We start from the raw sequence: 25959 nt of genomic DNA on the forward strand, positions 1-25959 counted from the left end.
GGCGCTTGTTCCGCCCGCCTAAACGGCCCTCCCGCCGAGGAAGTTGGTTCGACCGTGCGACGTCTGAGTGGGGTAGTGGGGGTGGCACTCGGCTTGGCGCTGGTGCTCGCCTCGTGTGGTGACGCGAAGAGCAGCGGCTCAGGCGGCAGCTCCGGCAGCAAGAGCGAGGTCATCGCGATCGCCGCCGACCCGCCGGAGTTGATCAACCCGTTGAACGACAACGGCACCGCGGGCATCGGCGTCTCGATGGCGATCTTCGCGCCGCTGGTGACCACCGATCCGGAGACCGGCAAGCTGCAGAACGTGATGGCCGACTCGGTCACGCCGGACAAGAACAGCCAGACCTGGACGATCAAGCTGAAGCCCGGCAACACCTTCCAGAACGGCCAGCCGCTGACCGCGAAGGACTACGTGGACAGCTGGAACATGACCGCGATGGGCTCGAACGCCTGGAAGAACAACGGGTTCTTCTCCAAGGTCGACGGGTACGACGCGCTCAACCCGCCGACGCCCGACGGTGCGACCCCGAAGCCGACCGCGGTCAAGACGATGAGCGGCCTGAAGCAGATCGACGACCTGACGTTCTCGGTCAAGCTCAAGGTGCCGTTCTCGCAGTTCGGCCTGACGCTGCAGTACCTCGGCCTCGCGCCGCTGCCCGAAGAGGTCCGCAAGAACCCGGACGCCTACAAGCGCAAGCCGATCGGCAACGGCCCGTACAAGCTCGCGGCGGACTGGAACCCCGGTGACGACCTCAAGCTGGCCAAGTGGGACGGCTACAAGGGCGCCCTGGTCCCGCAGGCCGACGAGATCACCTACCGGTTCATCCCGAACGCGGACACCGCGTACAACGAGTTCCTGGCCGGCAACCTCGACTTCGTCGACGTGCCGTCGACCAAGGTGAAGAGCTTCAAGACCGACGCCCCGGACCAGTGGGTGACCAGCGTCAGCTCGGGTGCGAACTACCTGGTGATCCCGGCCTGGGACGCGCGGTTCAAGAACCCGAAGCTGCGGCACGCGATCTCCGAGGCGATCGACCGCAAGGCGTTCGCCGACCTGGTCGGGCTGTCCGAGCCGGCCAAGGGCCTGGTCGCTCCGGACATGGCCGGCTACCGCGACAACGCCTGCAAGTACTGCGATTTCGACGCCGGAAAGGCCAAGCAGCTGCTGCAGGAGGCAGGCGGCTTCTCCGGCCCGCTGAACATCAACTACAGCACCACGTCGGCGACCGGCCAGATCTTCGCCGAGGCGATCGGCAACATGCTCCGGCAGAACCTCGGCCTCGAGGTGAAGTACACCGGTAAGCAGAGCTCGGAGATCACCGAACTCGCCAACAACCACAAGCTCGACGGTCTGCGGTTCAGCGGCTGGGGTCACGACTACCCGTCGATCGAGGACTACCTGACGCCGATGTTCAAGTCCAACGGCGACGCGAACTTCGCGATGTACACCAACCCGGCGCTGGACGCCGTCCTGGCCAAGGGCGACGCCGAGCCGGACCCGGACAAGGCGATCAAGCTGTACCAGCAGGCCGAGGACATCGCACTCGAGGACATGCCGCTGATCCCGCTGTACACCAAGTCGAACGCGTACCTGCACTCGGCGAAGATCGAGCCGCGCGTCTCGAAGTACGTCGGCGTCTCGGCGCTCTGGGCAACTTTCAAGTGATCCGGTTCGTCCTGCGGCGGGCGGTGGCGGCCGTGCCGATCGGTGTGCTGGTGACGCTGGGGGTCTTCGCGCTCGTCTTCGCGATGCCCGGGGACCCCCTGCGGGAACTGGCCGGCGACAAGCCGATCCCGGCCGCGGTGCTGGCCGCCAAGCGGGCGCAGTACCACCTGGACGACCCGTTCATCGTCCAGTACCTGCTGAGCATGAAGGACATCCTCACCGGCCACTTCGGTACGACGTTCGCGGGCGCGGACATCGCCGCCCAGCTCCGGCTGCGGATCCCGGTGACGCTGAAGCTGACGCTGCTGGCGAACGCCGTCCAGTGGACGCTGGGGCTGTTCTTCGGGATCTACGCCGGTTTCAAGCGCAACGGCTGGATCGACCGGTCGTTGCTGCTGACAACGCTCGTGCTGCTCGCGGTGCCCGGGCTGGTGGCGTACTTCGCCGCGCAGTACCTGTTCGGCGTCGAACTGAAGTGGTTCCCGGTGTCCGGTGTGCTCGAAGGGTTCCCGCGCTCGTACCTGCTGCCCGCGCTGGTGATCGGCGTGCTCGGCTTCGCCGGGCTGGCCCGGCTGCTGCGGACCTCGATCGTGGAGACGGTGAACGCGGACTTCGTGAAGACCGCGCGGGCCAAGGGCCTCGGCGAGCAGCGGGTGCTGTGGCGGCACATCCTGCCGAACGCGCTGCTGCCGGTGGTGACGTTCATCGGGCTCGACCTGGCCGGGATGTTCGGCGGCGCGATCATCACCGAGAGCATCTTCAACCTGCCCGGGCTCGGCCAGTTCATGTTCCAGGCGATCAAGCTGAAGGAGGGCGGTGTCGTGGTGCTGCTGTCCACGCTCGCGTTCATCTCGTTCATCCTGATCAACCTGCTGGTCGACCTCCTGTACGGCGTCCTGGATCCGAGGGTGCGCAATGTCTGATGTGCAAGCAGTGGTCGGTGCCGAAGCCCAGGAGCTCGGCGACGGTCGTACCCTGTCCAACCGCGAATTGCTGCGGGCACTGCTGCGCAAGCCGCAGTTCGTCCTGTGCAGCCTGCTGCTGGTGGTGTTCTTCGCGATGGCGGCGGTGCCGAAGCTGTTCACCTCCGTCGATCCCCGGTTCTGTGAGCTCGGGAAGAGTCGCCAGGGCAGCGGCCCCGGGCACCCCTTCGGCTTCGACATCCAGGGCTGCGACTACTTCGCGAACGTCGTCTACGGCGCGCGGCCGTCGGTGCTGGTCAGTATCTGCGCGAGTTTCGGCGTGTTCCTGCTGGCCGGCTCGCTCGGCCTGCTGGCCGGGTACTTCCCGGGCTTCGTGGACGGGCTGATCTCGCGGACCGCCGACGTACTGTTCTCGATCCCGGGCATCGTGGTGCTGATCGTGATCCTGAACTCGGTCGCGGACCGCAGCATCTGGATCATCGTCGGCGTCATCCTGCTGATCGGCTGGCCGGGCGGGATGCGGCTGATGCGGGCCACGGTGTTCTCGGTCCGCAACCGCGAGTACGTGCTCGCGGCCCGCTCGATCGGGGTGTCGCCGGTCCGGATCCTGCGCAAGCACGTGTTCCCGAACGCGATGGCGCCGCTGCTGGCGATGACCACGCTCGGCATCGGCGGCATGGTCGGGCTCGAGGCCGCGCTGACGTTCCTCGGGGTCGGGCTGCAACCGCCGTCGATCTCGTGGGGCTCGCAGTTCGGCGTCGCGGCGTCGTACCGCGACACCCCGCACCTGTTCATCTGGCCGGCGTTGTTCATCTCCACGATGACGATCTCGTTCATGATCATCGGCGACTCGATCCGGGACGCCCTCGACCCGAAGTTGATGCGATGACGACGACAGGCGAAGTACTGCTCAAGGTCGACGACCTGTCGGTGGAGTTCGATACGCCGCGCGGTCCGGTGCGGGCCGTGGACGGGGTGTCCTGGCAGGTGCGGGCGGGGGAGACGCTGGCGATCCTCGGCGAGTCGGGGTCCGGCAAGAGCGTCTCGACCCAGGCGCTGACCGGGATCCTGGAGATGCCGCCCGGCCGGATCGTGTCCGGGACCGCGGAGTACCGCGGTGTGGACCTGATCTCGATGACCACGGCCGAACGGCGCCGGATCGTCGGGGACCGGATCACGATGGTGTTCCAGGACTCGCTGTCGGCGCTGAACCCGGTGCAGTCGGTCGGGACCCAGATCGCCGAGTGCTACCGGGTGCACCGCGGGATGTCGAAGCGGGACGCGATGAAGCGGGCCGCCGAGATGCTCGACCAGGTGCGGATTCCGGCCGCGGCGAAACGGGTGCGGGACTACCCGCACGAGTTCTCCGGCGGGATGCGGCAGCGGGTGATGCTGGCGATGGCGCTCGCGCTCGATCCCGACGTCCTGATCGCCGACGAGCCGACCACCGCGCTCGACGTCACCGTGCAGGCGCAGATCCTGGAGCTGATCGCGGAGCTGCAGGCCGAGCGGGACATGGGCGTGGTGCTGATCACCCACGACCTCGGCGTGGTCTCGGACGTCGCCGACAACGTCGTGGTGATGTACGCCGGCCACGTGGTCGAGCGGGCCGCGACGGCGGAGGCGCTCGACCACCCCGTGCACCCGTACACCGAAGGGCTGCTCGGCTCGATGCCGTCGGCCGACCTGAAGGGCCGCGAGCTGCCGACGATCCCGGGGACCCCGCCGTCGCTGCGGGCGATGCCGTCCGGGTGCGCGTTCCGGGCCCGGTGCCCGATCGCGGTCGACGACTGCGCCGCCGAGGTGCCGCCGTTGCTGACCGTGGCGCCGGGGCGGGATGCCGCATGCCTGCGCCGGACCACGATCGCCGCCAAGGAGGCCGTGTGAACGAGTTACTGGTGGCAACGAATGTCGTGAAGCACTACGACATCAGCCCGGCGCTCAACCTCGGCGCCAAGACCGTCGTCCGTGCCGTCGACGGCGTCGACCTGACGCTGCGCAAGGGCGAGTCACTGGGCATCGTCGGCGAGTCCGGCTGCGGGAAGTCGACGCTCGTGCGGCTGCTCGCCGCGCTCGAGAAGCCGACCGCGGGCCGGATCGAGTACGGCGGAGTGGACGTGAGCAAGCTCCGCGGCCGCGAGCTGCGGCGCTGGCGACGCAACGTCCAGGTGGTGTTCCAAGACCCGTACTCCAGCCTGAACCCGCGGATGCGGGTCGGCGAGATCGTCGCCGAGCCGTTCGAGGTGCACCCGGACGTCGGCAAGGGCGTCGACCTCCGGGTCCGGGTCCGCGAGCTGCTCGAGCTGGTCGGGCTGCGGCCGGAGGACGCGACCAAGTTCCCGCACCAGTTCTCCGGCGGTCAGCGGCAGCGGATCGGGATCGCGCGGGCCATCGCGCTGAGCCCCGACGTCCTGCTGTGCGACGAGCCGGTGTCGGCGCTGGACCTGTCCGTGCAGGCGCAGGTGGTGAACCTGTTGATGCGGCTGCAGCGGGAGCTCGGCCTGAGCATCATCTTCGTCGCCCACGACCTGTCCGTGGTCCGGCACGTCTCGGATCGGGTCGCGGTGATGTACCTCGGCAAGGTCGCGGAGCTGGGCGGCCACCAGCAGGTGTACGACGTGCCGGCGCACCCGTACACACAGGCGCTGCTGTCGGCGGAGCCCGGTCTGGCGCGGCAGGGCCGGAAGCGGATCGTGCTGGCCGGTGACCCGCCGTCACCGGTCATGCCGCCGTCCGGCTGCCGGTTCCACACCCGCTGCCTGCGGGCCGAGGCCAAGTGCAGCACCGACGTACCCGAGCTGCGGGAGATCAGATCCGGTCAGACCGTCTCCTGCCACTTCGCGGAGGAAGCGCAGACCGCCTACTCGCACGCGTGAGCGATAGGTCTGGAGTGATGGCCTAGGGTGGCGGCCGTGAGTACGGTTCCCTCGGCAGGCAGACGGTTCGTGCTGCTTGCCGGGGTGATCGCGGTGGCCGGCGGGCTGGCCGCGTGGTGGATTCTCACCGCGGGCCGGGCCGCCAACGAAGGGTTCGACATCACCGACGAGGGCTACTACCTGCTCTCGTACCGGTGGTGGGACAGTAACCCGCTGGCGCTGACCGGTGTGCAGTACGTGTACGGCCCGGTGTTCGAGTGGTTCGGGTACGACATCGTCAAGCTGCGCTTCTTCAGGCTGTTCACCGTGGTCACCGTCCACCTCGTCTTCGGCTACAGCTTCATGCGCTGGCTGCGCGGCCGACGGCCCGGTGCGCCGCCCACCCGGCTGTGGGAGGCCGCGGGGACGGCGGTGGTGCTCGCCGCGGGCGGGATGTGTTACAGCTGGATCCCGCAGTCGCCCGGGTACAACGATGTCGTGCTGCTCGGCGCGCTGATGCTGGTGTCGTGCGTGCTGTGGATGGCGACCGCGGTCGATCGCGGTACGCCGGTGCCGTTCTGGATCTTCGTCGTCGCCGGACTGGTGATCGGCGTGATGGTGCTGGCCAAGTGGACCTCGGTCGTCATGATCGGGCTGATCGTGATCACCGCGGTGGTCGTACTGGCCGGTCAAGGCGGGCGATCCGTTGCCCGTGGCGTCCTTTTCGCCCTCGGCGGGCTGGGGCTGGCGGCGCTGGTCGTCCAGCTCTTCGTGGTCCGCCTGGACGTCGCCGTGCCGGGGATTCTCGACGTCAACAAGTTCATCGCCGGTACGTCGTACACGCCGCCCGAGTTGCTGCACCTGTACTGGTCGAGCACGATCACCCTGATCGGCCGGACGCTCGTCGCGCACGGCCTGCTGCTGATCGCAGTCGCGGTCGCCACGATCGCCCGCTGGCGTTGGCTCCGGACCGCCGCCGCGGTCCTCGCCTTGGTCGCCTTGAGCTTCTCGGTACGACGCGTCGCCGTCGCGGACGGCGCATTGGGCGGCTCCCAGCACATCCCGATGTACGCCGAGACGCTGCTGGCCGCCGTACTGGTGGCTGTCGTTGCGGCTGCGGGCGCCGTGATCGCGGGCCGCGCCGGCGTCACGCCGCGCTCCCTGCTGAGCCGCGAGAACACCCGGACCTGGGTGATCCTCGCGCTGCTCGTCCTGCTGCCGCTCGTGCAGGCGTTCGGCACGAACACGCCGCTCTACACGATCGGCTTCAACGCGTTCGCCGCCTGGGCCGCGGTGATGATCGCGGTCCTCACCGGCATCTGGGCCACGCCGATCGTGGCGCGGCTGACGCTCGGGCTCGTCCTCGTCGGGGCGCTCGTCGCGACCTCGACGATCGCGTACACGGGCCTGTTCCGTTACCCGTACCGCTCGGTCGGCCACTCGCAGCTGACCGCGGCCTCGACGATCCCCGCGCTCGACGGCGTCTACCTGTCACCGGCGGCGGAGGAGAACTTCAGCCGCCTGGCCGCGGAGCTGAAGCCGTACACCGATCCGCCCGGGCGGCCGGTGCTCGCCTTCGACAAGATGGCCGGACTGGTCCTGATGCTCGGCGGCCGCCCGCTCGGTGAGGCCTGGATCGCGCCGAAGGAACGCGCCCGCACCGCCGCCGGCATCGAAGAGGTCTGCCGCGCGGACCGTCCGTCCAGGGCGCCGCTCGTCGTGCTGAACCGGGCGATCTCGGACGTTGAGATCGACGCCCTGCGCGCCTGCGGGCTGGACTTCCGCGCCGAGTACGAGCAGCTGGCGCCCGCGCACGACACGATCGGCCTGCAGGTGTGGATTCCGAAGGCCGAGCGGGGCGGCCGCTCCGCCGGATGACATCCTGTTCCCGACGATCGGACAGGATCTCGGACAGGAAGGGTGCGCATGATCAAGGTCGGTGTCCTGGGGGCCAAGGGCAGGATGGGCGCTCAGACGTGCCTCGCGGTCGAGGAGGCCGCCGACTGTGAGCTGGTCGCGCAGCTCGACCAGGGCGACGCGCTCGACGCGCTGACCGCGGCCGGCGCCGAGGTGGTGGTCGACTTCACCCGTCCCGAGGTCGTGATGGACAACCTGGCCTGGTGCATCGAGCACGGCATCCACGCCGTCGTCGGCACCACCGGCTTCGACGACGACCGGCTCGCCGCCCTGCGCGGGCAGTTGGAGAAGGCGCCGGGGACCGGTGTGCTGATCGCGCCGAACTTCTCGATCGGCGCCGTGCTGATGATGCAGTTCGCCGCGAAGGCCGCGCCGTACTACGAGTCCGTCGAGATCGTCGAGTTGCACCACCCGGACAAGGTCGACGCCCCGTCCGGCACGGCGCGCCGGACGGCGGAGCTGATCGCCGACGCGCGCCGCGAGGCCGGCTCCGCGCCGATCCCGGACGCGACCACGACGGCGCTCGACGGCGCCCGCGGCGCGGACGTCGCCGGGATCCGGGTGCACGGCGTCCGGCTGCGCGGCCTGATCGCGCACCAGGAGGTGCTGTTCGGCGACGAGGGCGAGACGCTGACGATCCGGCACGACTCGATGGCCCGCGTCTCGTTCATGGCCGGCGTGCTCCTCGGCGTCCGGCGGATCGGCGGCGCACCCGGCCTCACCGTCGGCCTCGAGCACTTCCTCGACCTCTCCTGAGATGAGAGCCAAGCAGACCGCCTTCGTCCTGGCGGTTGTGTTCGTCGCGTACGCCGTACTGATCGGCTGGCGTGGCGTTCTGCTGGTCAAGGTCGGTACGCCGGTGGCCGTCGTACTAGGTCTCGCGGTGCTGGTCATTCCGGTCGTCGGCGCCTACCTGGTGTGGCGCGAGATCCAGTTCGGCCGGCGGACCGAGGTGCTGGCGCGCGAGTTGGAGGCGGCCGGTGGCCTGCCGGTCGACGACCTGCCCCGGCGGCCGTCCGGCCGGGTCGACCGGGCCGCCGCGGACGAGGCCTTCGGGCGGTACCAGGCGGAGGCGGAAGCGGCCCCCGACGACTGGCGTGTGTGGTTCCGGCTGTCCACCGCGTACGACGCCGCGGGGGACCGGAAGCGGGCCCGCGAGGCGATGCGAACGGCGATCGCGCACCACGACCGGACCTCGTGAGTTACCCGGGAGTTCGCTGTGAACGTCCCGAGATGACTGACAACCGGGTGCGGAACGGGATATTTTCAGGAAGGTACGTGGCAGCCGCCACGTAAAGGGTCGGAGACTGGGTGGAGCCGTCCTGTGCCATCAGACGGGTCTCGCCGTGGCTCGGACGACGTGCAGGGGGCTGGGTTCGGTGGCCTGCTGCGACGGCATCGGCGGGAGGCCGGGCTGTCGCAGGAGAAGCTGGCGGAGCTCGCCGGTCTGAGCGTCGACGCGATCGCGGCATTGGAGCGGGGGAGGCGACGTGCGCCGCGGGCGCACACGCTGCGCCTGCTCGCGGACGCGCTGCGGCTCGGTGATGCGGACGTCGCGGCGCTGACCGCGGCCGCGCGCCAGGAGGCCGACACCGCACGGCTGCCGCTGCGGCAACCGCCGGCGCCGATCAGCGAACTGATCGGGCGGACGACCGAGCTGACCGCGACGACACGCATGCTGGGGCAGCGAATCACTCGTTTGCTCACCTTGACCGGGCCCGGCGGGGTCGGCAAGACGCGGCTCACGCTGGCGCTCGCCGGCCGGGTGGCGGACAACTTCCCGGACGGCGTCTGCTGGGTGCCGCTCGCCTCGGTGACCGACTCCGCGGCCGTGGCGCCGACGGCGGCGACCTCGGTCGGCATGCATCTGCTGGAGAGCAGCCGGCTGGTCGAGGAGATCGCCGAGCAGATCGGCCGGAGCACGATGCTCCTCGTGTTCGACAACTGTTCGCACCAGGTCGCGACGGTCGGCCGGATCTGCGCAACCCTGCTCGAGCACTGCCCGAATCTGTCGATCCTCGCGTCCAGCCGCGAGCTGCTCCGGCTGCCGGGCGAGAGCGTGTACGTCGTACCGGCGTTGTCGCTGCCGCACGACGCGGACCAGTTGGCGTCCTCGGAGGCCGTGCGGCTGTTCGTCGAGCGCGCGACGGCACGTGGCTATGACCCGACCGGCCAGCTCGACCAGGTCGCGCGCGTCGTACGCCGCCTGGAGGGCATGCCGCTGGCGATCGAGCTGGCCGCGGCGCGGATGAACGTGATGACGATCGAGGAGCTGGCGACCGAGCTCGAGACGTCGTTCAGCATCCTGGCCGGCGGCTCGCCGACCGCTTCGCCGCGCCAGCAGTCGATGTACGGCGCGATCGAGTGGAGTCACGCGCTGCTCACCCGGACCGAGCGGGACGCGTTCGCCCAGTTGTCGGTGTTCGCGGGCGGCTGGACGCTCGGCGCGGCCGCCGCGGTCATGCCCGGCGGCGCCACCCGGGTCGAGGCCCTCGACCTCATCGGCCGGCTGGCGGACAAATCCCTGATCCGGGTGGTTCGGCGCGGCGGCGTCGCCCGGTACTACATGCTCGGGGTGATCCGGGAGTTCGCGGCCGATCAGCTCCGGGCGTCCGGCGAGACGGACGAGGCTGCCGCGCGGCACGCCCGGTACTACGTGGAGCTGGCCGAGGAGTCCGAGAGCCATCTGCGCGGACCGGACCAGGGGGAGTGGCTCGAGCGGCTGGAAGGCGAGCTCTCGAACCTGCGCGCCGCGATGACCTGGGCGCTGCGGACCGGAGCGGCCACCGAGGCACTGCGCCTGGCCGGTGGCCTGTGGCTGTTCTGCTACCTGCGCGGCCATTACGCCGAGGGCAGTCAGTGGCTCGAGCGCGCTCTGCAACTCGGTGACTCGGTGCCGCCCGAACAGATCGCGGACCTGTCGGCGGTCTGCGCGAAGGCTAACCTGGGCGCGGGGACGCTGGCGTTCCTCCAATGCGAGTACGACGCCGCAACCGCGCGACTGCAGACGGCCCTGCGGCAGTACAAGGAGCTCGAGGACCCGGCCGGTACGGCGTTGGTGCTGCAGCGCCTCGGCGGGGTCGCGCGCGAACGCGGGGACTACGAGGCGGCCGAGGACCTGCACTGCGAGAGCTACGACCTGTACGAGAGTCTCGGGGACCGCGGCGGCATGGCCTGGGCGCACAACCACCTCGGGTTCGTGGCCTGGCTGCGTGGCGACCTCGAGATCGGGGAACGCCGGTGCCGGCGGGCCCGCGACAGCTTCCGGGTAGTCGGCGACGGCGAAGGACTCGCCTGGTCGCTGATCAGTCTCGGCGCGATCGCGCAGTACGGCGGTGAGCTCGTCGAGGCGGAGGACCTGCTGCAGGAGAGCCTCGCGCTGTCGCAACGGCTCGGCTACCGCGAGGGCGTCGCCTGGTCGATGAACCTGCTCGGCATCATCGAGCGCCGGCGCGGCCTGACCGAACGCGCCGTCCACCTGCTCGACGAGAGCCTCGCCGAACATCGCGACCTGGGCGACCGGTGGCGCTCGGCCAGCGTCCTCGAGGAGCTCGCCGCCGTCGCCCAGCAACGCGAACGCAGCGAGTACGCCGCCTTCCTGCTCGGCGCCGCCGACGGGGTGCGCGACGTCATCGGCGCGCCGGTGCCCGTGATCGAGAAGGCCGATCGTGAGGCGACGCGAGCCGCCGTCGAAGCATCCCTCGAGCGGCGGGCCTTCCGGGCCGCCTGGTCGGCCGGCCGCGCGGCGCCGTTGGCCGCGGTCGCGGACGGGTACCCGCCGCCCGGGGCTCCATCGGCCGCTCGGACCCGGGATCCGCTCTGAGACCGATGGTGCCTCGCGAGACACCACGACCTGGGGGATCGACGGTGCCCCGCGAGGGATCTGGTGGCACGGATCGCGAATACGTGACCCGACCGGCTGTGTCTCTGTCTGACCCCCCAGGCAGTCCCCCCACCTCACAGCCGGCCGAAGCCACGTCGGCGATGGTCACCGTCGTCGAGCCCTCCCAGTCGACGCCCGGTTCCTCCGCGCTGACTCAATGTTGTCGTTATCACGCTGTGTCGCACAGGGACGGAGCCCTGACATCGCCCTGACAAATTTGTCCTGACAACGAACGCCTCCGCCGGAATTCGCCGACGGTGACCGCGAACTGCCGGTCCGTAGATCAATTCTGGCGGCTGTCAAACGCTCGTTACGGCAGATATCCGGAAATCGCCTTGGTGAATCCCGCGATCTTCCGCAGCGGGGCGCCGCTGCCGTCGTCGAAACCGGGTTCCGCGGTCTCGGGGGCCGGAATCCCTTCACCAGCACAGGAAACGTCCTTGGCCGGCGCGACACCGGTGGTGAGGAACGTGTTGACGATCCGGTCCGCGCAGCGGTTCACGCCGCCGTACACGCCGTGGTCGCCCTCGCCCGTGACGGTCAGCAGCCGCGAGCCGGCGTACCGGCTGTGGGCGGAGGCGGCCAGGCTGTAACTGGTCGCCGGGTCGTGCACCGACTGCACCATCAGCGTCGTGGGCAGGCCTTTCCCGGTGGGCGTCGGCATCGTCAGGTTCGGCCGGTCCCAGTAGAAGCAGGGGTTCTGGGTCATCGTCCAGCCGACCAGCGGGAAGTGCGGACCGAGCCGGGCGGCGAGTTGCTCGCCGTACTCGCGGCCTTGCGGCCAGACCGTGTCGTTGCACGTGATCGCGGTGAAGGTGGCGTCCTCGGCGTCGTCCGCACCGAGCATCCGCAGGCCGACGGCTTCCCGGCCGGCGCGTTTCACGAGTTGCCGCTGGCGGGCCGGCGAGAGCGCGTCGACGTGGCGTTGCGCGGCCCGCGGACCGCCTTTCGCCTGGGCCGCGGAAAGGTCGGTGAGGAACAACAGGTCGGCCGCGAGGGAATGGAAGTCGAGTTTCGAGTACATGTCCCCGGACACCATCTGGTCGAGGACGTTCTCGTCATAGGTGACGTTCACCGCGCCGTCCAGGAACTCCTCGGTCGCGGGCCGTTCCTTCAACGTCCGCCGCAACCGTTCGTACAGCCGGATGACCGCGCCCGGTGACGAGCCGAGGTGCAGCTGGTCGTCGTACTTGGCGGCCCAGGGCGCGAAGTCCTCGCGGAAGCGGCGCTCGAAGGCCTGCGGCTGGCTGACGAACGTGTCGAGCCACGTCTTGGTGAAGTCGGTGTTCGAGTCCAGCACGAAGCGGCCGACGTGCTCGGGGAAGTACGTCTGGTAGTACGCGCCGAGCCAGGTGCCGCCGGAGTACCCGAGGTAGTCGATCTTGTCGTAGCCGAGCAGCTGCCGGATCAGGTCGATGTCCTGCACGGTCTGGGCCGTCGTGATGTACGGGAGCAGGCCGCGGGACTGGCGGTCGCAGTACGTGTGCGCCATCGCCGACGCCTCGGCGATCAGGTCGCGGTTCGCGGGGTCGCGGTCGCGGGCGTCCATCGTGTAGCCGGGCGCCCCGTCGCAGCTGACGTTCGAGCTGCCGCCGGTGCCGCGCGGATCGAAGCCGACGGCGAGGTGGTCCTTGGCGAGCGGCGCCTGGCTCGCGAGGTACGGCGCCATCCCGAGGCCCGCGCCGCCCGGCCCGCCCGGGTTGCCGAACACCACACGGCTCGGCTTGCCCTTGGCAGGCGCGACCTTGCTGACCGCGATCTGGAGATCGTTGCCGGAGTACTGGTTGGCCCAATCGCGCGGGACGGTGATCTTCGCGCAGTAGGTCCGCATCTCGGGTTCGCCGCACAGGTACCAGTGCGGTTTCTGGTCGAGGTACTTGTTCGCAACCGGATGCGGTCGGTCGACGACGGTCTCCGCTTGCCCCGATTGCATGGAGGCGGTCGCTCCCGACCCCGGCACGACGAGAACAGCGGCAACGGACAGCCCTAGGCCGACGGCCAGGGGAAGGTACTTCATACGGACTCCAGCGGATGGCCATGCGTGATCGGTCCGTGACAATCTGTCATGCCCGCTGACAGTCGTCGAGCACCACCCCCGGCTCGTCGCCGATCGGCGGCCTGCTATGCGCCGGACGACGGCAGGAAGTACGCGAGCATCCGGATCCGCCGGCTGCCCTCGGGCTGCTCGGCGCGGTTCAGGTACGGCTTGAGCATCGTCTCCAGGTCTTCCTGGATGGTCCGCAGCTCGTCCGCGGTGACCGTCATACCGGCGTTGAACAGGCCTGCCGCCCGGGCCCAGTCCAGCTCGAGCTTCGGCTCGGTCTGCTCGACCCAGTCCCGCGGCACCTGCTCGTAGTTCAGCAGCATCGCGTTGCTCAGCTCGCGCGCGGCCAGCTGGACCTCCTCGGGCCCGGATTCCGGCACCTCGAAGAACACGCCGCGCCCGACCGCCCGCCACCCGTCGCCGTCGGCGACGAGCAGGCCCACTTCGGCGAGGCCTTCGACATGTCCCTGGGCTTCGGCGGATCCGACCCCGACCTGCTCGGCCAGCTCCGCGACGGTCGCCGTACGGCGGGTCAGCCGGTCCATCAGCGCGAGGCGCACCGGGTGCGCGAGAGCGCGCAGGGCGGCCGCCTCGGTGAGGACCATGTCGCCGACGTCGTTGACTTCGACCCGCATGAGCGGCTACTCCGTTCCGGGATCGGTGTGGAGGCGGATCTGCTTGATCCGGACCGACTCGTCGCCATAAAGGTCGAGTTCGCGGTGGGCGCCGTCAGGGGCCCAGCCGGCTTCGGTGTAGAACGCCCGGAGGACGTCGTCGGTGGAGTTGACCCAGACGGTGACCCGCTGGAAGCCGTCGGCGCGGATCGTGTCGACGACGGCGTTGAGCAGCCGGGAACCGTGGCCGGCGCGCGTGGCCTCCGGGTCGACGGCGAGCTCGGCGATCAGTGCGTCGCGCTGCGGGTCGGCGTCCGGGTCGTCGGACGGCGTGATGGCCGCGAAGCCGACCAGGGTGCGGCCGGCCAGCGCGACCATCACCCGGTTGCGTGCCTCGCCCGGGGCGACCAGCGCGGCCCGCCACTGGGCCGCGAACTGCGCCGGGTTGAGTTCGGCGAGGACATCGGCAGGCAGCAGCCCGGCGTACGACGTACGCCAGGCCGCGACCTGGATCTCGCCGATCGCGTTGGCCTCCGCGGGCAGCGCCAGCCGCACGCTGGTCTCGGCCACGGGCGTCTCGGCGGACAGATCCGAGAGGTTGGCGGGTTCCGGTACGCCGAAATCACTCATGAGCGCAATCCTCGCAAGTCAGTACACGAGCCGCCGCAGCAGGGTCTCGGCCGGCCCGCGGTACGAACGCAGGCTCATCGCGTACGCCCCGGCGACCGAGACGATCCAGACGCCGATCGCGACCAGCGCCGCGGTGTACGCCGTACTCCCGAAGAGGTCCAGGTCCAGCGTGAAGGGTGCCAGCAGAACCATCCACGACACCGACTGGAACAGGTAACCGGACAGCGAACGCTGGCCGAGCGCCGAGATCGCCCGGACCGGAAGCGACTGCTTGCGGAGCCGCATGACGAGCAGACCGAACAGCGCGACGTACCCCGGACCGCCGAACATGCCGGACACGTGGGACAGCAGACTGAGCGCGTCCACCGCGTTCTGGTCGACGTGCAGCCAGCCGGCGCCGACCAGCGCGAGCGGCAGCCCGCCGACGAAGGTCAGCCCGAGGCAGCAGACGGCGACGCGCGTCAGCAGGGTCTTGTGTGCGGCCGGGTTCTCCAGCAGCTGCTTGCGAGCGGCCCAGATACCGAGCCAGACGATCACGATGAAGGGCAGCACGCTGGCCATGTGCAGCGGGTACTCGTGCAGCCGGTCGACCAAGCTGCCCAGGTACGACGACGCGTCCAGCGACGGGTTCGGCGAGTTGGTCAGCGCGTGGGCGGGACCTGAACTGTCGACGACCGCGAGCACAGCCATGGCTCCGACGACAAGGACCTCGACCGCCATCAGCGCCCAGATGCCGAGGGCGATCCGGTGGAACTTGTCGCCGCGGTTGAGCAGGAACAGCGTGCTGGCGATGCCGACGACGCCGTAGGCGCCGAGGAAGTCGCCGAAGTACAGCAGTGACGCGTGCGCGAGGCCGAACGCGATCAGCCAGGCGTTGCGCTTCAGCAGGATCCGGCGTACGGCGCCGGTGCCGGCCCCCGAGGACCGCTGCCGGCGGGCGAGCTGCACCAGCCCGTAGCCGAACATCACGGCGAACACCGGGTACGCCCGGGCGTCGACGAAGGTGAGCTTGAGGAAGTTCAGCACGCGTTCGAAGCCGTGGGGCGCGCTCTCCACGCCGGGCTGGCCGGCGAACGCGAAGTTGGCGCTGTTCGCGAGGCCGATCAGCAGCAGCATCGCGCCGCGGATCAGGTCCGGCGCGAGTGCTCGCTCGCGGCCGGTGACGGGCCCGCGGTGGTCGACGGCCGGGGTGAGTGTGGTGGTCACGGGGTCCTCCGGGAAACTGTTTAGCCCTTGAACGGATGCCAGAATCCTCGCTGTCCGTGACCGCTCTTCCCCAGTGCGTCAGACCCACTTCCCGGGGTAGGTCCAGCACCACCTTTGTGACACCTGTTGTTGATTCCAAGAAAAAGTGTCACATATGCTGAGGGTATGGACGACAGCTTCCAGGCGACCATCGACGCCGACGGCCGGATCGAGCCGCGGGACGCGATGCCGGACGGGTACCGCAAGACCCTGATCCGGCAGATCGCGCAGCACGCGCACTCCGAGATCATCGGCATGCAGCCGGAGGGCAACTGGATCAGTCGCGCGCCGTCGCTGCGCCGCAAGGCGATCCTGATGGCGAAGGTGCAGGACGAGGCCGGCCACGGGCTCTACCTGTACGCCGCCGCGGAGACGCTCGGCGTGGACCGCGCGGACCTGCTCGACCTGCTGCACAGCGGCAAGCAGAAGTACTCCAGCATCTTCAACTACCCGACGCTGACCTGGGCCGACATCGGCGCGATCGGGTGGCTGGTGGACGGCGCCGCGATCGTCAACCAGGTGCCGCTGTGCCGCTGCTCGTACGGTCCGTACGCGCGGGCGATGGTGCGGGTCTGCAAGGAGGAGTCGTTCCACCAGCGGCAAGGCTTCGAGATCCTGCACACGCTGTCGCAGGGAACCGAGGCGCAGAAGGCGATGGCGCAGGACGCCCTGAACCGCTGGTGGTGGCCGTCGCTGATGATGTTCGGCCCGCCGGACGCCGCGTCGACGCACTCGGAGCAGTCGATGGCGTGGGGGATCAAGCGGCACAGCAACGACGAGCTGCGGCAGCGGTTCGTCGACATGACCGTCCCGCAGGCCGACGTCCTCGGGCTGCGGGTGCCCGACGACGGCCTGACGTACGACGAGGCGTCGGGTCACTACACCTTCACCGAGCCGGACTATGCGGAGCTGTACGAAGTTGTCAAGGGCAACGGTCCGTGCAACCGGCAGCGGCTGGCCAAGCGGGTCAAGGCGCACGAGGACGGCGCGTGGGTGCGTGAAGCCGCCGCGGCGTACGCGGCAAAGCAGGCTGCTCGTAAGGAGGCCGCGGCATGAGCGTCGAGCCGTTGTGGGAGGTGTTCGTGCGGTCGCGCCGCGGGCTGTCGCACACGCATGTCGGTAGCTTGCACGCCCCCGACGCGACGATGGCGTTGCGGAACGCGCGGGACGTGTACACGCGCCGCCAGGAAGGCGTCTCGATCTGGGTGGTGCGGGCGTCCGACCTCACCGCGTCCAGCCCGGACGAGAAGGACGAGTTCTTCGACCCGGCCGGCGACAAGGTGTACCGGCACCCGACCTTCTACGAGGTCCCGGAAGGTGTCGAGCACCTGTGAGCGACCTGTTCGTCTATACGCTCCGCCTCGGCGACGACGCGCTGATCGCGGCGCAGCGCACCGCCGAGTGGATCGCGGCCGCGCCGCAGCTCGAGGAGGACGTTGCGCTCGGCAACATCGGGCTGGACCAGCTGGGGCAGGCCCGTTCACTGCTGCAGTACGCCGGTTCGCTGGACGGCCGCACCGAGGACGAGCTGGCGTACTTCCGCGACGAGCGCGAGTTCCGCAACCTGCAGCTGTGCGAGCTGCCGAACGGCGACTTCGCGCACGCGATGGCGCGGCTGCTGTACTTCGCGACGTACCAGCACCTCCTGTACGACGAGCTGCGGTCGTGCGCCGACGAGACGCTCGCCGGTGTCGCGGGGAAGGCGGTCAAGGAGGTCGCGTACCACGTCGACCACGCCACGCAGTGGGTGCTACGCCTGGGCGACGGGACCGACGAGAGCCACCGCCGCATGCAGGCAGCCCTTGACGCGCTGTGGCCGTACACCGCCGAGATGTTCGAGTCGGACGCGCTGGTGCAGCGGCTGGACGTAGCCGTCGATCCCTCGACTCTGCAGGACGCCTGGACCGATCGAGTCCTGGCCGTCATCGACCAGTCGACCTGTGAGCGACCGTCGTCGTCTTATCAGCACACCGGCGGTCGCGAAGGCCGCCATACCGAACACATGGGCTACCTCCTTGCCGAACTCCAGCACATCGCGAGATCCCATCCAGGTGCGACATGGTGACCGACGAGACGATCCTCGAAGCGGTCGGCGAGGTCACCGATCCGGAGGTGCCGGTCCTCACGATCGACGACCTCGGCGTCCTGCGCGGCATCCGGCACGAGGGCGACGAGGTCGTGGTGACCATCACCCCCACGTACTCCGGCTGCCCGGCGATGGACCTGATCCGTCATGAGGTCGAGCTCACGCTCCGCTCGCTGAACGTCGACGGCCGCGTCGAGACCGTGTTGTCGCCGGCCTGGACCACCGACTGGATGACCGAGACCGGCAAGGCCAAACTCACCGAGTACGGCATCGCCCCGCCGACCGGTCGTCGAGCCGTCGGCGGACCGGTGGCGCTCGCGCTGACCGTGCGCTGCCCGCTGTGCGGCTCGCCGGACACGACGGAGCTGAGCCGCTTCGGCTCCACCTCCTGCAAGTCCCTGTGGCGCTGCAACAGCTGCAAGGAACCCTTCGATCACTTCAAGGCGATCTAGATGACGACCGTCGCCCCCCGCCGCCGCGCGACCTTCCATCCGCTCAAGGTGGCCGCGATCGAGGCGATCACCGACGACTCGGTGGCGATCACCTTCGCCGTGCCGCCCGAGCTCGCGGACGAGTACGAGTTCGCCGCAGGCCAGCACCTGACGATCCGCCGGACCGGGGAAGAGGTCCGCCGCAGCTACTCGATCTGCTCGCCCGCGGGATCGGGCGTGCTGCGGATCGGCGTGAAGCGGATCCCCGGCGGCGAGTTCTCGGCGTACGCCGCCAACGACCTGAAGGCCGGCGACGAGCTCGAGGTGATGACCCCGCTCGGCCGGTTCGGTACGACGTTCGACGCCGCGAACGCCAAGCACTACGCGTTCGTCGCCGCCGGCAGCGGCATCACGCCCGTGCTGTCGCTGGTCGCGACGGTGCTCTCGATCGAGCCGTCGAGCCGCGTCACGCTGCTGTACGGCAACCGCACCGCGGGATCGGTGATGTTCGCCGACGAGCTGGCCGACCTCAAGGACCGGTACGCCGAGCGCTTCCACCTCGTGCACGTGCTGTCGCGCGAGACGACCGAGGTGGAACTGTTCAGCGGACGGATCGACGCCGATCGGCTGCAACGGATGTTCGCGACGATCCTCCCGCTGGACTCTGTCGACGAGTGGTTCCTCTGCGGCCCGTACGCGATGGTCGTCGGCGCCCAGGACCTGCTGCTGGCCGAGGGCGTCGCGCGCGAGCACGTCCACGCCGAGCTCTTCCACGTCGGCGACGAGGCGCCCAAGGCACCCGTCGAGGAATCGACCGCCGACGAGGACGCAGCGCAGGTCACCGTGATCCTGGACGGTCGCCGGTCGACGTTCGCGCTGGGGGAGCACTCCAAGGCGGTGCTGGACGCGACGCTCGCCGTACGGTCCGACGCCCCGTTCGCCTGCAAGGGCGGCGTCTGCGGCACCTGCCGCGCCAAGGTCCTCGACGGCAACGTCCGGATGGACACCAACTGGGCGCTGGAGCCCGACGAGATCCGCGCCGGCTACGTCCTCACCTGCCAGTCCCACCCGACTACACCCCAGGTGACGCTCGACTTCGACGCCTGACCCCGCGGCCTGGTTCACTCCGCGGCATGTCCGAACCTTTTCCCGCGCCTCGTCCGATCACTGCCGAGGAACGCCAGTACATCGCGGACGTCGAGAACTCGCTGCGTCCGGCCTTTCTGCACACGGTCGCGGAGGAGTTCGGGCCTGCCGACCGCCCGGCGGCCGAGATCGCGGAACAGATGTCCGCGGCGGCTCCCGGCCACCGTCTGCAGACGGCCGTCGAGGCGCGCATGAACTCGGGCACGCACTTCGATGCGCTACCGGCGGAGGAGCGGTCGGCGGCTGCCCAGCAGGCCGCGCCGGTGACGGCGCAGGCGGTCTCGCAGCTGAGTGTCCGGACCGCCGACGGGCGGCTCGGTGACCTCGCCGGGCGGGGAGCCGATCGCGTGCTCCGAGGACAGTACGAGAAGCTGGCGCAGGACGCGGCCGGCCGCGCGGGCATGGTGCTGGGTGGCGCGATCAACCGCGCGCGTTTCCTGCAGGTGGAGGACATCCGGCGGCAGGCGGGCGCCGGGATGACGCCGCCGTCGCCCAGAACCGGCACCGGCACCGGCACCGAAGTTCGCTCCGAATCCGGCGACGGCGCGGCCGCCAGGCCGGCCGATCGGGCCAGGAGCACACGCGGCCACGGGCGCGGCTGACCGGCCCCGCCCGGCCGACGCCGCCGGCGGACCGGACCCGTCCGGCCCAGTCGAGGGCCGCGGTCGCATCTCGCTGGATGCCGTTAACCGCGGCCCGCGACTGAAGATCTCAGTCGGTGCCCGACTCCATCGCGGCCCGGTCGAGGAGCTCGTCCTCCTCGGTGGCCTCGCCGCGGGAGGCGATCGCCTCGGCACCGCCCCTGGGGAGTTCACCGATCAGTTCGGTGGAGGAGGCGAGCGCGGGGTTCGCGGAGCCGAACATGCCGAGGCCGGCGTACTGCTCCAGCTTCGAGCGCGAGTCCGCGATGTCCAGGTTCCGCATGGTCAGCTGGCCGATCCGGTCGACCGGGCCGAACGCCGAGTCCTCGATCCGCTCCATCGACAGCTTGTCCGGGTGGTAGCTGAGCGCGGGACCGGTGGTGTCGAGGATCGAGTAGTCCTCGCCCCGCCGCAGCCGCAGCGTGACCTCGCCGGTGACCGCCGTACCGACCCAGCGCTGCAGCGACTCCCGGATCATCAGCGACTGCGGGTCGAGCCAGCGGCCCTCGTACATCAGCCGGCCGAGCTTGCGGCCCTCGGTGTGGTAGCTGGCCAGCGTGTCCTCGTTGTGGATCGCGTTCACCAGCCGCTCGTACGCCGCGTGCAGCAGCGCCATCCCGGGCGCCTCGTAGATGCCCCGGCTCTTCGCCTCGATGACCCGGTTCTCGATCTGGTCCGACATGCCGAGCCCGTGCCGGCCGCCGATCGCGTTCGCCTCCAGCACCAGGTCGACCGCGGAACCGAACTCCTTGCCGTTGATCGTCACCGGCCGGCCCTGCACGAACCCGATCGTGACGTCCTCGGCGGGGATCTCCACTGTGGGGTCCCAGTGCGCGACGCCCATGATCGGGTCCACCGTCTCCACCCCGGTGTCGAGGTGCTCGAGGGTCTTCGCCTCGTGGGTGGCGCCCCAGATGTTCGCGTCGGTGGAGTAGGCCTTCTCGGTGCTGTCCCGGTAGGGCAGGCCGTGCGCGACCAGCCACTCCGACATCTCCTTCCGGCCGCCCAGCTCGTGCACGAACTGCGCGTCCAGCCACGGCTTGTAGATCCGCAGCTGCGGGTTCGCGAGCAGGCCGTAGCGGTAGAACCGCTCGATGTCGTTGCCCTTGAACGTCGAGCCGTCGCCCCAGATCTGGACGTCGTCGTCGAGCATCGCCTTGACCAGCAGGGTGCCGGTCACCGCCCGCCCGATCGGGGTGGTGTTGAAGTAGGTCCGCCCGCCCGACCGGATGTGGAACGCGCCGCAGGCGAGCGCCGCGAGACCTTCCTCGACGAGCGCCGCGCGGCAGTCCACCAGCTGGGTGATCTCCGCGCCGTAGGCCGTCGCACGGCCGGGCACGGACGCGATGTCGGGCTCGTCGTACTGCCCGAGATCAGCGGTGTACGTGCACGGGATCGCACCCTTGTCCCGCATCCACGCAACCGCAACCGACGTGTCGAGACCACCCGAGAAGGCAATCCCGACCCGCTCACCGACCGGCAAAGAAGTAAGCACCTTGGACACAGGAAAAGTATGCATCACTCTGCATGATTATGCAAAGCGGTCCCGTCCTTGAGCCCCCACCAACCGGATTTCGACGCCGGATCTGGTTGGTGGGTGCTCAAACACGCGCGAGGTGGGTCTGCGTGGCTGATGGGGGTGGTGGGGCTGGTGGGGGAGGATGGAGGCGAGTCGAGGGGTGTGAGGCGCGGGATGATGGGGCGGTCGCATGCGTTGTCGGGGTGGTGTGCCGGGCTGGCGGTGGCGCCGCTGGTCGGGTTGACCACGGTGGCCGAGGTGGTGCCGTTCGCGGCGGCCACGGCCGGGTACGCCCTGGTGCCGGACCTCGACCATCCGGGCGCGAGCGCCTCTCGGCTGCTCGGTCCACTGACCCGGCTCGTCTCAGCCGCGGTGCGGGCGTTCTCGGGCGTCCTCTACGCCGTGACCAAGGGGCCGCGCGACGAGGACAGCACCGGCAAGCACCGCCACGCGACGCACACGCTGGTCGCGGCGGTGCTGCTCGGCATGCTCGCGGCCAGCCTCGGCGACCGCGGCAAGTGGGCCGTTCTGGCGGTCGCCGTGACCGGCCTCGTGCTGGCCGCCGACGCCCTCGGTGACTGGATCGTCTTCGCGGTGCTCGCCGCGGCCGGCTGGACCGTCGCCGGCGCCGAGGCCCTGCCCGGCACCGCGGCGACCGATGCCCTGCAAACGGGCCTGACGCAGATCGGCGGATGGATCGGCGCCGCGGTCGCGCTCGGCATGTTCGTCCACTGCCTCGGCGACAGCCTCACCCGCTCCGGCTGCCCGTGGTTGTGGCCGCTCCCGATCCGCGGCGAGACCTGGTACGAGCTCCGTCTCCCGAAGCCGCTGCGGTTCCGGACCGGTCACTGGTTCGAGCACGCCGTGATCGTGCCGGTCCTGACCATCGCCGCCGTCCTGCTGCTGCCGGGCGGGCTGCAGGCGGTCGAGCGGCTCTTCGACGCGACGAGCGTCTGGCTCGCCGGCCGGTCCTGACCTCAGTCCTGGAGCCGGCCAGTCAGGTACGACGGGATGCCGCCGGACTCGAGCGCCGCGGCGAACCGGCGCTGGTTGCGCTCGCCGGGCCAGGCCTCCCAGAAGAACAGCGGCAGCGCCAGGGCGGCGCCGATCAGGACGACCCAGAAGCTGTCGGCGACGAACGACAGCGCGACGGAGATCAGGAACACGGCCTCACAGACCGCGAACCGGGTGAACGTCGACGCGGTGAACCGGCGCCACGAGTCCGCCTCGATCTCGGCCGACGACCGGGCCGAGTGCGCGAGCGGGGGAGTACGGAAGCCGGCCAGTTCGCAGATCGAGTACGCGCCGACCGCGGCCGCGAGCACGACCAGCACCGGCCAGCCGGTCGGGAACTCGCCGATCCCGTCGGTCGCGAGCACGAACCACAGCACGACCGTCATCAGCGGGATCGCCGCGGCCATCGTCGCGCAGACCATCGTCAGGCTCTGGCGGGCGGCGGGTGTGGCAGCAGAAGGTGTCGACACGCGGATGAGACTAGGCCCTGGCTGGACCACCAGACAGGACCTAAGGCATCGAAATCCGGACACATTGCGTACGTTTCCTCACGGAGAGTATTTGCAGAAGTTTTTCCGGACTTTTTTGCCAGAAGCTGTAACGCCTACCGGGCGGCGCCCGATAGGACGAGTGAGCCTGGTGGCTGCCCGGACCCCCGAGCGGACAGCCACCAGGCCTACCCATTTCTTCAGGGGTCGGGAGCGGTAATCTGAGGCCCATGTCCTCGCCAGAATCCACGCCCTCGTCGGTGCCGCCGTTCGGCCGGCTGACGACCGCGATGATCACGCCGTTCCGCCCCGACGGGTCACTCGATCTCGACGCCGCCCAGAAGGTCGCCAGGCACCTCGTGGACGGCGGCAACGACGCCCTGGTGCTGAACGGCACCACCGGCGAGGCGCCGACCACCTCCGACGAGGAGAAGGTCCGGATCATCCAGGCGGTCCGCGAGGCCGTCGGTGACGGCATCAAGCTCGTGGCCGGCGTCGGGACCAACGACACCGCGCACACCATCGCGTGTGCGCAGCAGGCCGAGGCCGCCGGCGCGGACGGCCTGCTCGTCGTCACGCCGTACTACAACAAGCCTCCGCAGGACGGGCTGCGCGCGCACTTCACCGCGGTCGCCGACGCCACCGGCCTGCCGAACATGCTGTACGACATCCCCGCCCGGGCCGGGGTCGAGATCAAGACCGAGACCCTGATCGCGCTCGCCGAGCACCCGCGGATCGTCGCGGTGAAGGACGCCAAGGGCGACCTCGCGGGGACCACCAAGGTGCTGGCGAACACCGATCTGTTCTACTACTGCGGTGCCGACGAGCTGAATCTCGCCACGATGGCGGTCGGCGCGGTCGGCATCGCGAGTGTCGTGGCGCACGTGGCAAGCCGGGAGTACCGGCAGCTGATCGACGCCGTGGTCGCCGGCGATCTCGGAACAGCACAACAGATCGAGCGACGGCTGGTGCCCGCCGTCGAGGCGATCATGACCAGGACCCAGGGCGCCATCATGGTGAAGGCCGCGCTCAAGCTGGCCGGCGTCATCGAGCACGCGACCCTCCGGTTGCCGTTGGTTGAGGCGACCGCCGAGCAAGTGGACTGGCTCACCACCGACCTCAAGACGGCAGGACTGATTGCATGAGCCATCCCCATCCAGATCTCGCCGCGCCCGGACCTCTCGCTCCGGGCGCTTTGCGGGTCATCCCGCTCGGCGGCCTCGGCGAGGTCGGCCGGAACATGACCGTGTTCGAGTACGACGGCAAGCTGCTGATCGTCGACTGCGGCGTACTCTTCCCGGACGAGAACCAGCCCGGCGTGGACCTGATCCTGCCGGACTTCGAGCCGATCCGGGACCGCCTCGACGACGTCGTCGCGGTGGTCCTGACGCACGGCCACGAGGACCACATCGGCGGGTTGCCCTACCTGCTGCGTGAGCGGGGCGACATCCCGGTGGTGGGGTCGCAGCTCACGCTCGCGCTGCTCGAGGGCAAGCTGAAGGAGCACCGGCACCGCAACGTGCCGCAGCAGACCGTGGTCGAGGGCGAGAAGCTGCAGATCGGGCCGTTCGTCTGCGAGTTCGTCGCGGTCAACCACTCGATCCCGGACGCGCTCGCGGTCGCGATCAAGACGCCGGCCGGCACCGTGCTGCACACCGGCGACTTCAAGATGGACCAACTGCCGCTCGACAACCGGATCACCGACCTGCGGGCGTTCGCCCGGCTCGGCGAGGAGGGCGTCGACCTGTTCATGGTCGACTCCACGAACTCCGAGGTGCCCGGCTTCACCACGCACGAGCGCGACATCGCGCCGGTGCTGGACCGGGTCTTCACCAAGGCGAAGAACCAGCGCATCATCGTGGCCTGTTTCGCCTCCCACGTGCACCGCGTCCAGCAGGTCATGGACGCCGCCGTGAAGCACCGCCGCAAGGTCGCGTACGTCGGCCGCTCGATGGTCCGCAACATGGGCGTGGCCCGCGACCTCGGGTTCCTGACCGTGCCCGGCGACACGCTGATCGACATGCGCGACCTGGACAACTACCCGCCCGAGCAGGTGGTGCTGGTGTCGACCGGTTCGCAGGGCGAGCCGATGTCGGCGCTGTCCCGGATCGCCGCCAACGACCACAACGTCGTCCACCTGCAGCCGGGCGACACCGTCGTCCTCGCCTCGTCGCTGATCCCGGGCAACGAGAACTCGGTGTACCGGGTGATCAACGGCCTGATCCGGCACGGTGCGAACGTGATCCACAAGGGCAACGCGCTGGTGCACGTGTCCGGGCACGCGAGCGCGGGCGAGCTGCTGTACTGCTACAACATCGTGAAGCCGCGCAACGTGATGCCGGTGCACGGCGAGGTCCGGCACCTGCACGCGAACGCGGATCTCGCCGTGCAGACCGGCGTACCGCGGGAGAACGTGGTCGTCGTCGAGGACGGCGTGGTGGTCGACCTCATCGACCGCAAGGCCATGGTGGCCGGCAAGGTCGACTGCGGGTACGTGTTCGTGGACGGCTCGACCGTCGGCGACATCACCGAGACCTCGCTCAAGGACCGCCGGATCCTCGGCGACGAGGGCTTCATCTCGGTGATCGCGGTGATGGACTCGGTGACCGGCAAGCTGACCGCCGGGCCGGAGATCCAGGCCCGCGGATTCGCCGAGGACGACACCGTGTTCGACGACCTGAAGCCGAAGATCGAGGCCGAGATCGAGAAGGCGATCGGCAGCGGCGTCGACGACATGTACCAGCTGCAGCAGGTGATCCGCCGGGTGGTCGGCAAATGGGTCAGCGACACCCACCGCCGACGCCCGATGATCATTCCGGTCGTGGTCGAAAGCTGATCACCCGGTGTAACCTGCTCCG

General features: G+C 69.7%; 24 protein-coding genes. 18 read left to right on the top strand and 6 right to left on the bottom strand.

What is annotated here, in order from left to right:
• Positions 1 to 81: 81 nt before the first annotated feature.
• From AB0I12_RS24030 to AB0I12_RS24070, 9 genes are all read left to right on the top strand, one after another.
• Complete coding sequence (locus AB0I12_RS24030; RefSeq protein ID WP_359933538.1) at positions 82 to 1665, top strand: ABC transporter substrate-binding protein; 1584 nt, start codon at positions 82 to 84, stop codon at positions 1663 to 1665.
• A complete protein-coding gene (locus tag AB0I12_RS24035; RefSeq protein ID WP_359933540.1) occupies positions 1662 to 2588 on the top strand; it encodes an ABC transporter permease in 927 nt (308 codons plus the stop codon). The genes AB0I12_RS24030 and AB0I12_RS24035 overlap by 4 nt, the downstream gene beginning before the upstream one ends.
• Entirely contained in the window at positions 2581 to 3477 is an 897-nt protein-coding gene (locus AB0I12_RS24040; RefSeq protein ID WP_359933542.1) for an ABC transporter permease, read from the top strand. Before AB0I12_RS24035 ends, AB0I12_RS24040 begins: the two co-directional genes overlap by 8 nt.
• Positions 3474 to 4475: an ABC transporter ATP-binding protein gene (locus AB0I12_RS24045; RefSeq protein ID WP_359933544.1), complete on the top strand. Its 1002-nt coding sequence runs from the start codon at positions 3474 to 3476 to the stop codon at positions 4473 to 4475. The genes AB0I12_RS24040 and AB0I12_RS24045 overlap by 4 nt, the downstream gene beginning before the upstream one ends.
• Positions 4472 to 5464, top strand: coding sequence for a dipeptide ABC transporter ATP-binding protein (locus AB0I12_RS24050; protein ID WP_359933546.1), 993 nt, complete (start codon positions 4472 to 4474; stop codon positions 5462 to 5464). The genes AB0I12_RS24045 and AB0I12_RS24050 overlap by 4 nt, the downstream gene beginning before the upstream one ends.
• A gap of 36 nt (positions 5465 to 5500) precedes the next feature.
• Positions 5501 to 7321: a hypothetical protein gene (locus AB0I12_RS24055; RefSeq protein ID WP_359933548.1), complete on the top strand. Its 1821-nt coding sequence runs from the start codon at positions 5501 to 5503 to the stop codon at positions 7319 to 7321.
• 48 nt (positions 7322 to 7369) lie between these two features.
• On the top strand, positions 7370 to 8116 hold the full coding sequence (gene dapB, locus AB0I12_RS24060; protein ID WP_359933550.1) for a 4-hydroxy-tetrahydrodipicolinate reductase: 747 nt from the start codon (positions 7370 to 7372) through the stop codon (positions 8114 to 8116).
• A 1-nt stretch (position 8117) separates the two neighbouring features.
• Positions 8118 to 8561: a hypothetical protein gene (locus tag AB0I12_RS24065; protein ID WP_359933552.1), complete on the top strand. Its 444-nt coding sequence runs from the start codon at positions 8118 to 8120 to the stop codon at positions 8559 to 8561.
• A gap of 123 nt (positions 8562 to 8684) precedes the next feature.
• Positions 8685 to 11183, top strand: coding sequence for a tetratricopeptide repeat protein (locus AB0I12_RS24070; RefSeq protein ID WP_359933554.1), 2499 nt, complete (start codon positions 8685 to 8687; stop codon positions 11181 to 11183).
• A gap of 370 nt (positions 11184 to 11553) precedes the next feature.
• Here the strand turns inward: AB0I12_RS24070 and AB0I12_RS24075 are convergent, their stop codons facing one another.
• From AB0I12_RS24075 to AB0I12_RS24090, 4 genes are all read right to left on the bottom strand, one after another.
• A complete protein-coding gene (locus tag AB0I12_RS24075) occupies positions 11554 to 13260 on the bottom strand; it encodes an alpha/beta hydrolase (RefSeq protein WP_359933556.1) in 1707 nt (568 codons plus the stop codon).
• Between the two features lie 104 nt (positions 13261 to 13364).
• A complete protein-coding gene (locus tag AB0I12_RS24080; RefSeq protein ID WP_359933558.1) occupies positions 13365 to 13922 on the bottom strand; it encodes a winged helix-turn-helix domain-containing protein in 558 nt (185 codons plus the stop codon).
• A gap of 6 nt (positions 13923 to 13928) precedes the next feature.
• On the bottom strand, positions 13929 to 14531 hold the full coding sequence (locus tag AB0I12_RS24085; protein WP_359933560.1) for a GNAT family N-acetyltransferase: 603 nt from the start codon (positions 14529 to 14531) through the stop codon (positions 13929 to 13931).
• An 18-nt stretch (positions 14532 to 14549) separates the two neighbouring features.
• Positions 14550 to 15737, bottom strand: a complete 1188-nt coding sequence (locus tag AB0I12_RS24090; protein WP_359933562.1) for a DUF418 domain-containing protein — start codon at positions 15735 to 15737, stop codon at positions 14550 to 14552.
• A 165-nt stretch (positions 15738 to 15902) separates the two neighbouring features.
• On the opposite strand from AB0I12_RS24090, the gene paaA reads away from it, so the two are divergent.
• From paaA to AB0I12_RS24120, 6 genes are read left to right on the top strand one after another with little or no spacing between them, the layout of a single operon-like run.
• Positions 15903 to 16832, top strand: a complete 930-nt coding sequence (paaA, locus tag AB0I12_RS24095; RefSeq protein WP_359933564.1) for a 1,2-phenylacetyl-CoA epoxidase subunit PaaA — start codon at positions 15903 to 15905, stop codon at positions 16830 to 16832.
• Positions 16829 to 17110 carry a 1,2-phenylacetyl-CoA epoxidase subunit PaaB gene (paaB, locus tag AB0I12_RS24100; protein ID WP_359933566.1) on the top strand — a complete coding sequence of 94 codons (282 nt, stop codon included), beginning with the start codon at positions 16829 to 16831 and terminating at the stop codon, positions 17108 to 17110. Before paaA ends, paaB begins: the two co-directional genes overlap by 4 nt.
• Positions 17107 to 17841 (top strand): 1,2-phenylacetyl-CoA epoxidase subunit PaaC, encoded by a 735-nt coding sequence (paaC, locus tag AB0I12_RS24105; RefSeq protein ID WP_359933568.1) that lies wholly within the window; start codon positions 17107 to 17109, stop codon positions 17839 to 17841. The genes paaB and paaC overlap by 4 nt, the downstream gene beginning before the upstream one ends.
• The gene (paaD, locus tag AB0I12_RS24110; protein ID WP_359933570.1) at positions 17835 to 18314 is read left to right on the top strand and encodes a 1,2-phenylacetyl-CoA epoxidase subunit PaaD; all 480 of its coding nucleotides are present in this window, start codon (positions 17835 to 17837) and stop codon (positions 18312 to 18314) included. Before paaC ends, paaD begins: the two co-directional genes overlap by 7 nt.
• Complete coding sequence (paaE, locus tag AB0I12_RS24115) at positions 18315 to 19400, top strand: 1,2-phenylacetyl-CoA epoxidase subunit PaaE (RefSeq protein WP_359933572.1); 1086 nt, start codon at positions 18315 to 18317, stop codon at positions 19398 to 19400.
• 26 nt (positions 19401 to 19426) lie between these two features.
• The gene (locus AB0I12_RS24120; RefSeq protein WP_359933574.1) at positions 19427 to 20041 is read left to right on the top strand and encodes a hypothetical protein; all 615 of its coding nucleotides are present in this window, start codon (positions 19427 to 19429) and stop codon (positions 20039 to 20041) included.
• 109 nt (positions 20042 to 20150) lie between these two features.
• On the opposite strand, the gene argG is transcribed toward AB0I12_RS24120, so the two are convergent.
• Positions 20151 to 21584: an argininosuccinate synthase gene (argG, locus tag AB0I12_RS24125; RefSeq protein WP_355690058.1), complete on the bottom strand. Its 1434-nt coding sequence runs from the start codon at positions 21582 to 21584 to the stop codon at positions 20151 to 20153.
• A gap of 177 nt (positions 21585 to 21761) precedes the next feature.
• Here argG and AB0I12_RS24130 point away from each other — a divergent pair, with 177 nt between their 5' ends.
• Positions 21762 to 22574 (top strand): metal-dependent hydrolase, encoded by an 813-nt coding sequence (locus AB0I12_RS24130; RefSeq protein ID WP_359933576.1) that lies wholly within the window; start codon positions 21762 to 21764, stop codon positions 22572 to 22574.
• A gap of 2 nt (positions 22575 to 22576) precedes the next feature.
• On the opposite strand, the gene AB0I12_RS24135 is transcribed toward AB0I12_RS24130, so the two are convergent.
• A complete protein-coding gene (locus AB0I12_RS24135; RefSeq protein ID WP_359933578.1) occupies positions 22577 to 23083 on the bottom strand; it encodes a hypothetical protein in 507 nt (168 codons plus the stop codon).
• Between the two features lie 248 nt (positions 23084 to 23331).
• Here AB0I12_RS24135 and dapA point away from each other — a divergent pair, with 248 nt between their 5' ends.
• Together dapA and AB0I12_RS24145 are read left to right on the top strand one after the other, a co-directional pair.
• Complete coding sequence (dapA, locus tag AB0I12_RS24140) at positions 23332 to 24246, top strand: 4-hydroxy-tetrahydrodipicolinate synthase (protein WP_359933580.1); 915 nt, start codon at positions 23332 to 23334, stop codon at positions 24244 to 24246.
• Positions 24243 to 25937 carry a ribonuclease J gene (locus AB0I12_RS24145; RefSeq protein ID WP_359933582.1) on the top strand — a complete coding sequence of 565 codons (1695 nt, stop codon included), beginning with the start codon at positions 24243 to 24245 and terminating at the stop codon, positions 25935 to 25937. Before dapA ends, AB0I12_RS24145 begins: the two co-directional genes overlap by 4 nt.
• The last annotated feature ends 22 nt before the right edge of the window (positions 25938 to 25959 follow it).

Origin of the sequence: Kribbella sp. NPDC050459 (genome assembly GCF_040655315.1) — a bacterium.
Lineage (GTDB): Bacteria > Actinomycetota > Actinomycetes > Propionibacteriales > Kribbellaceae > Kribbella.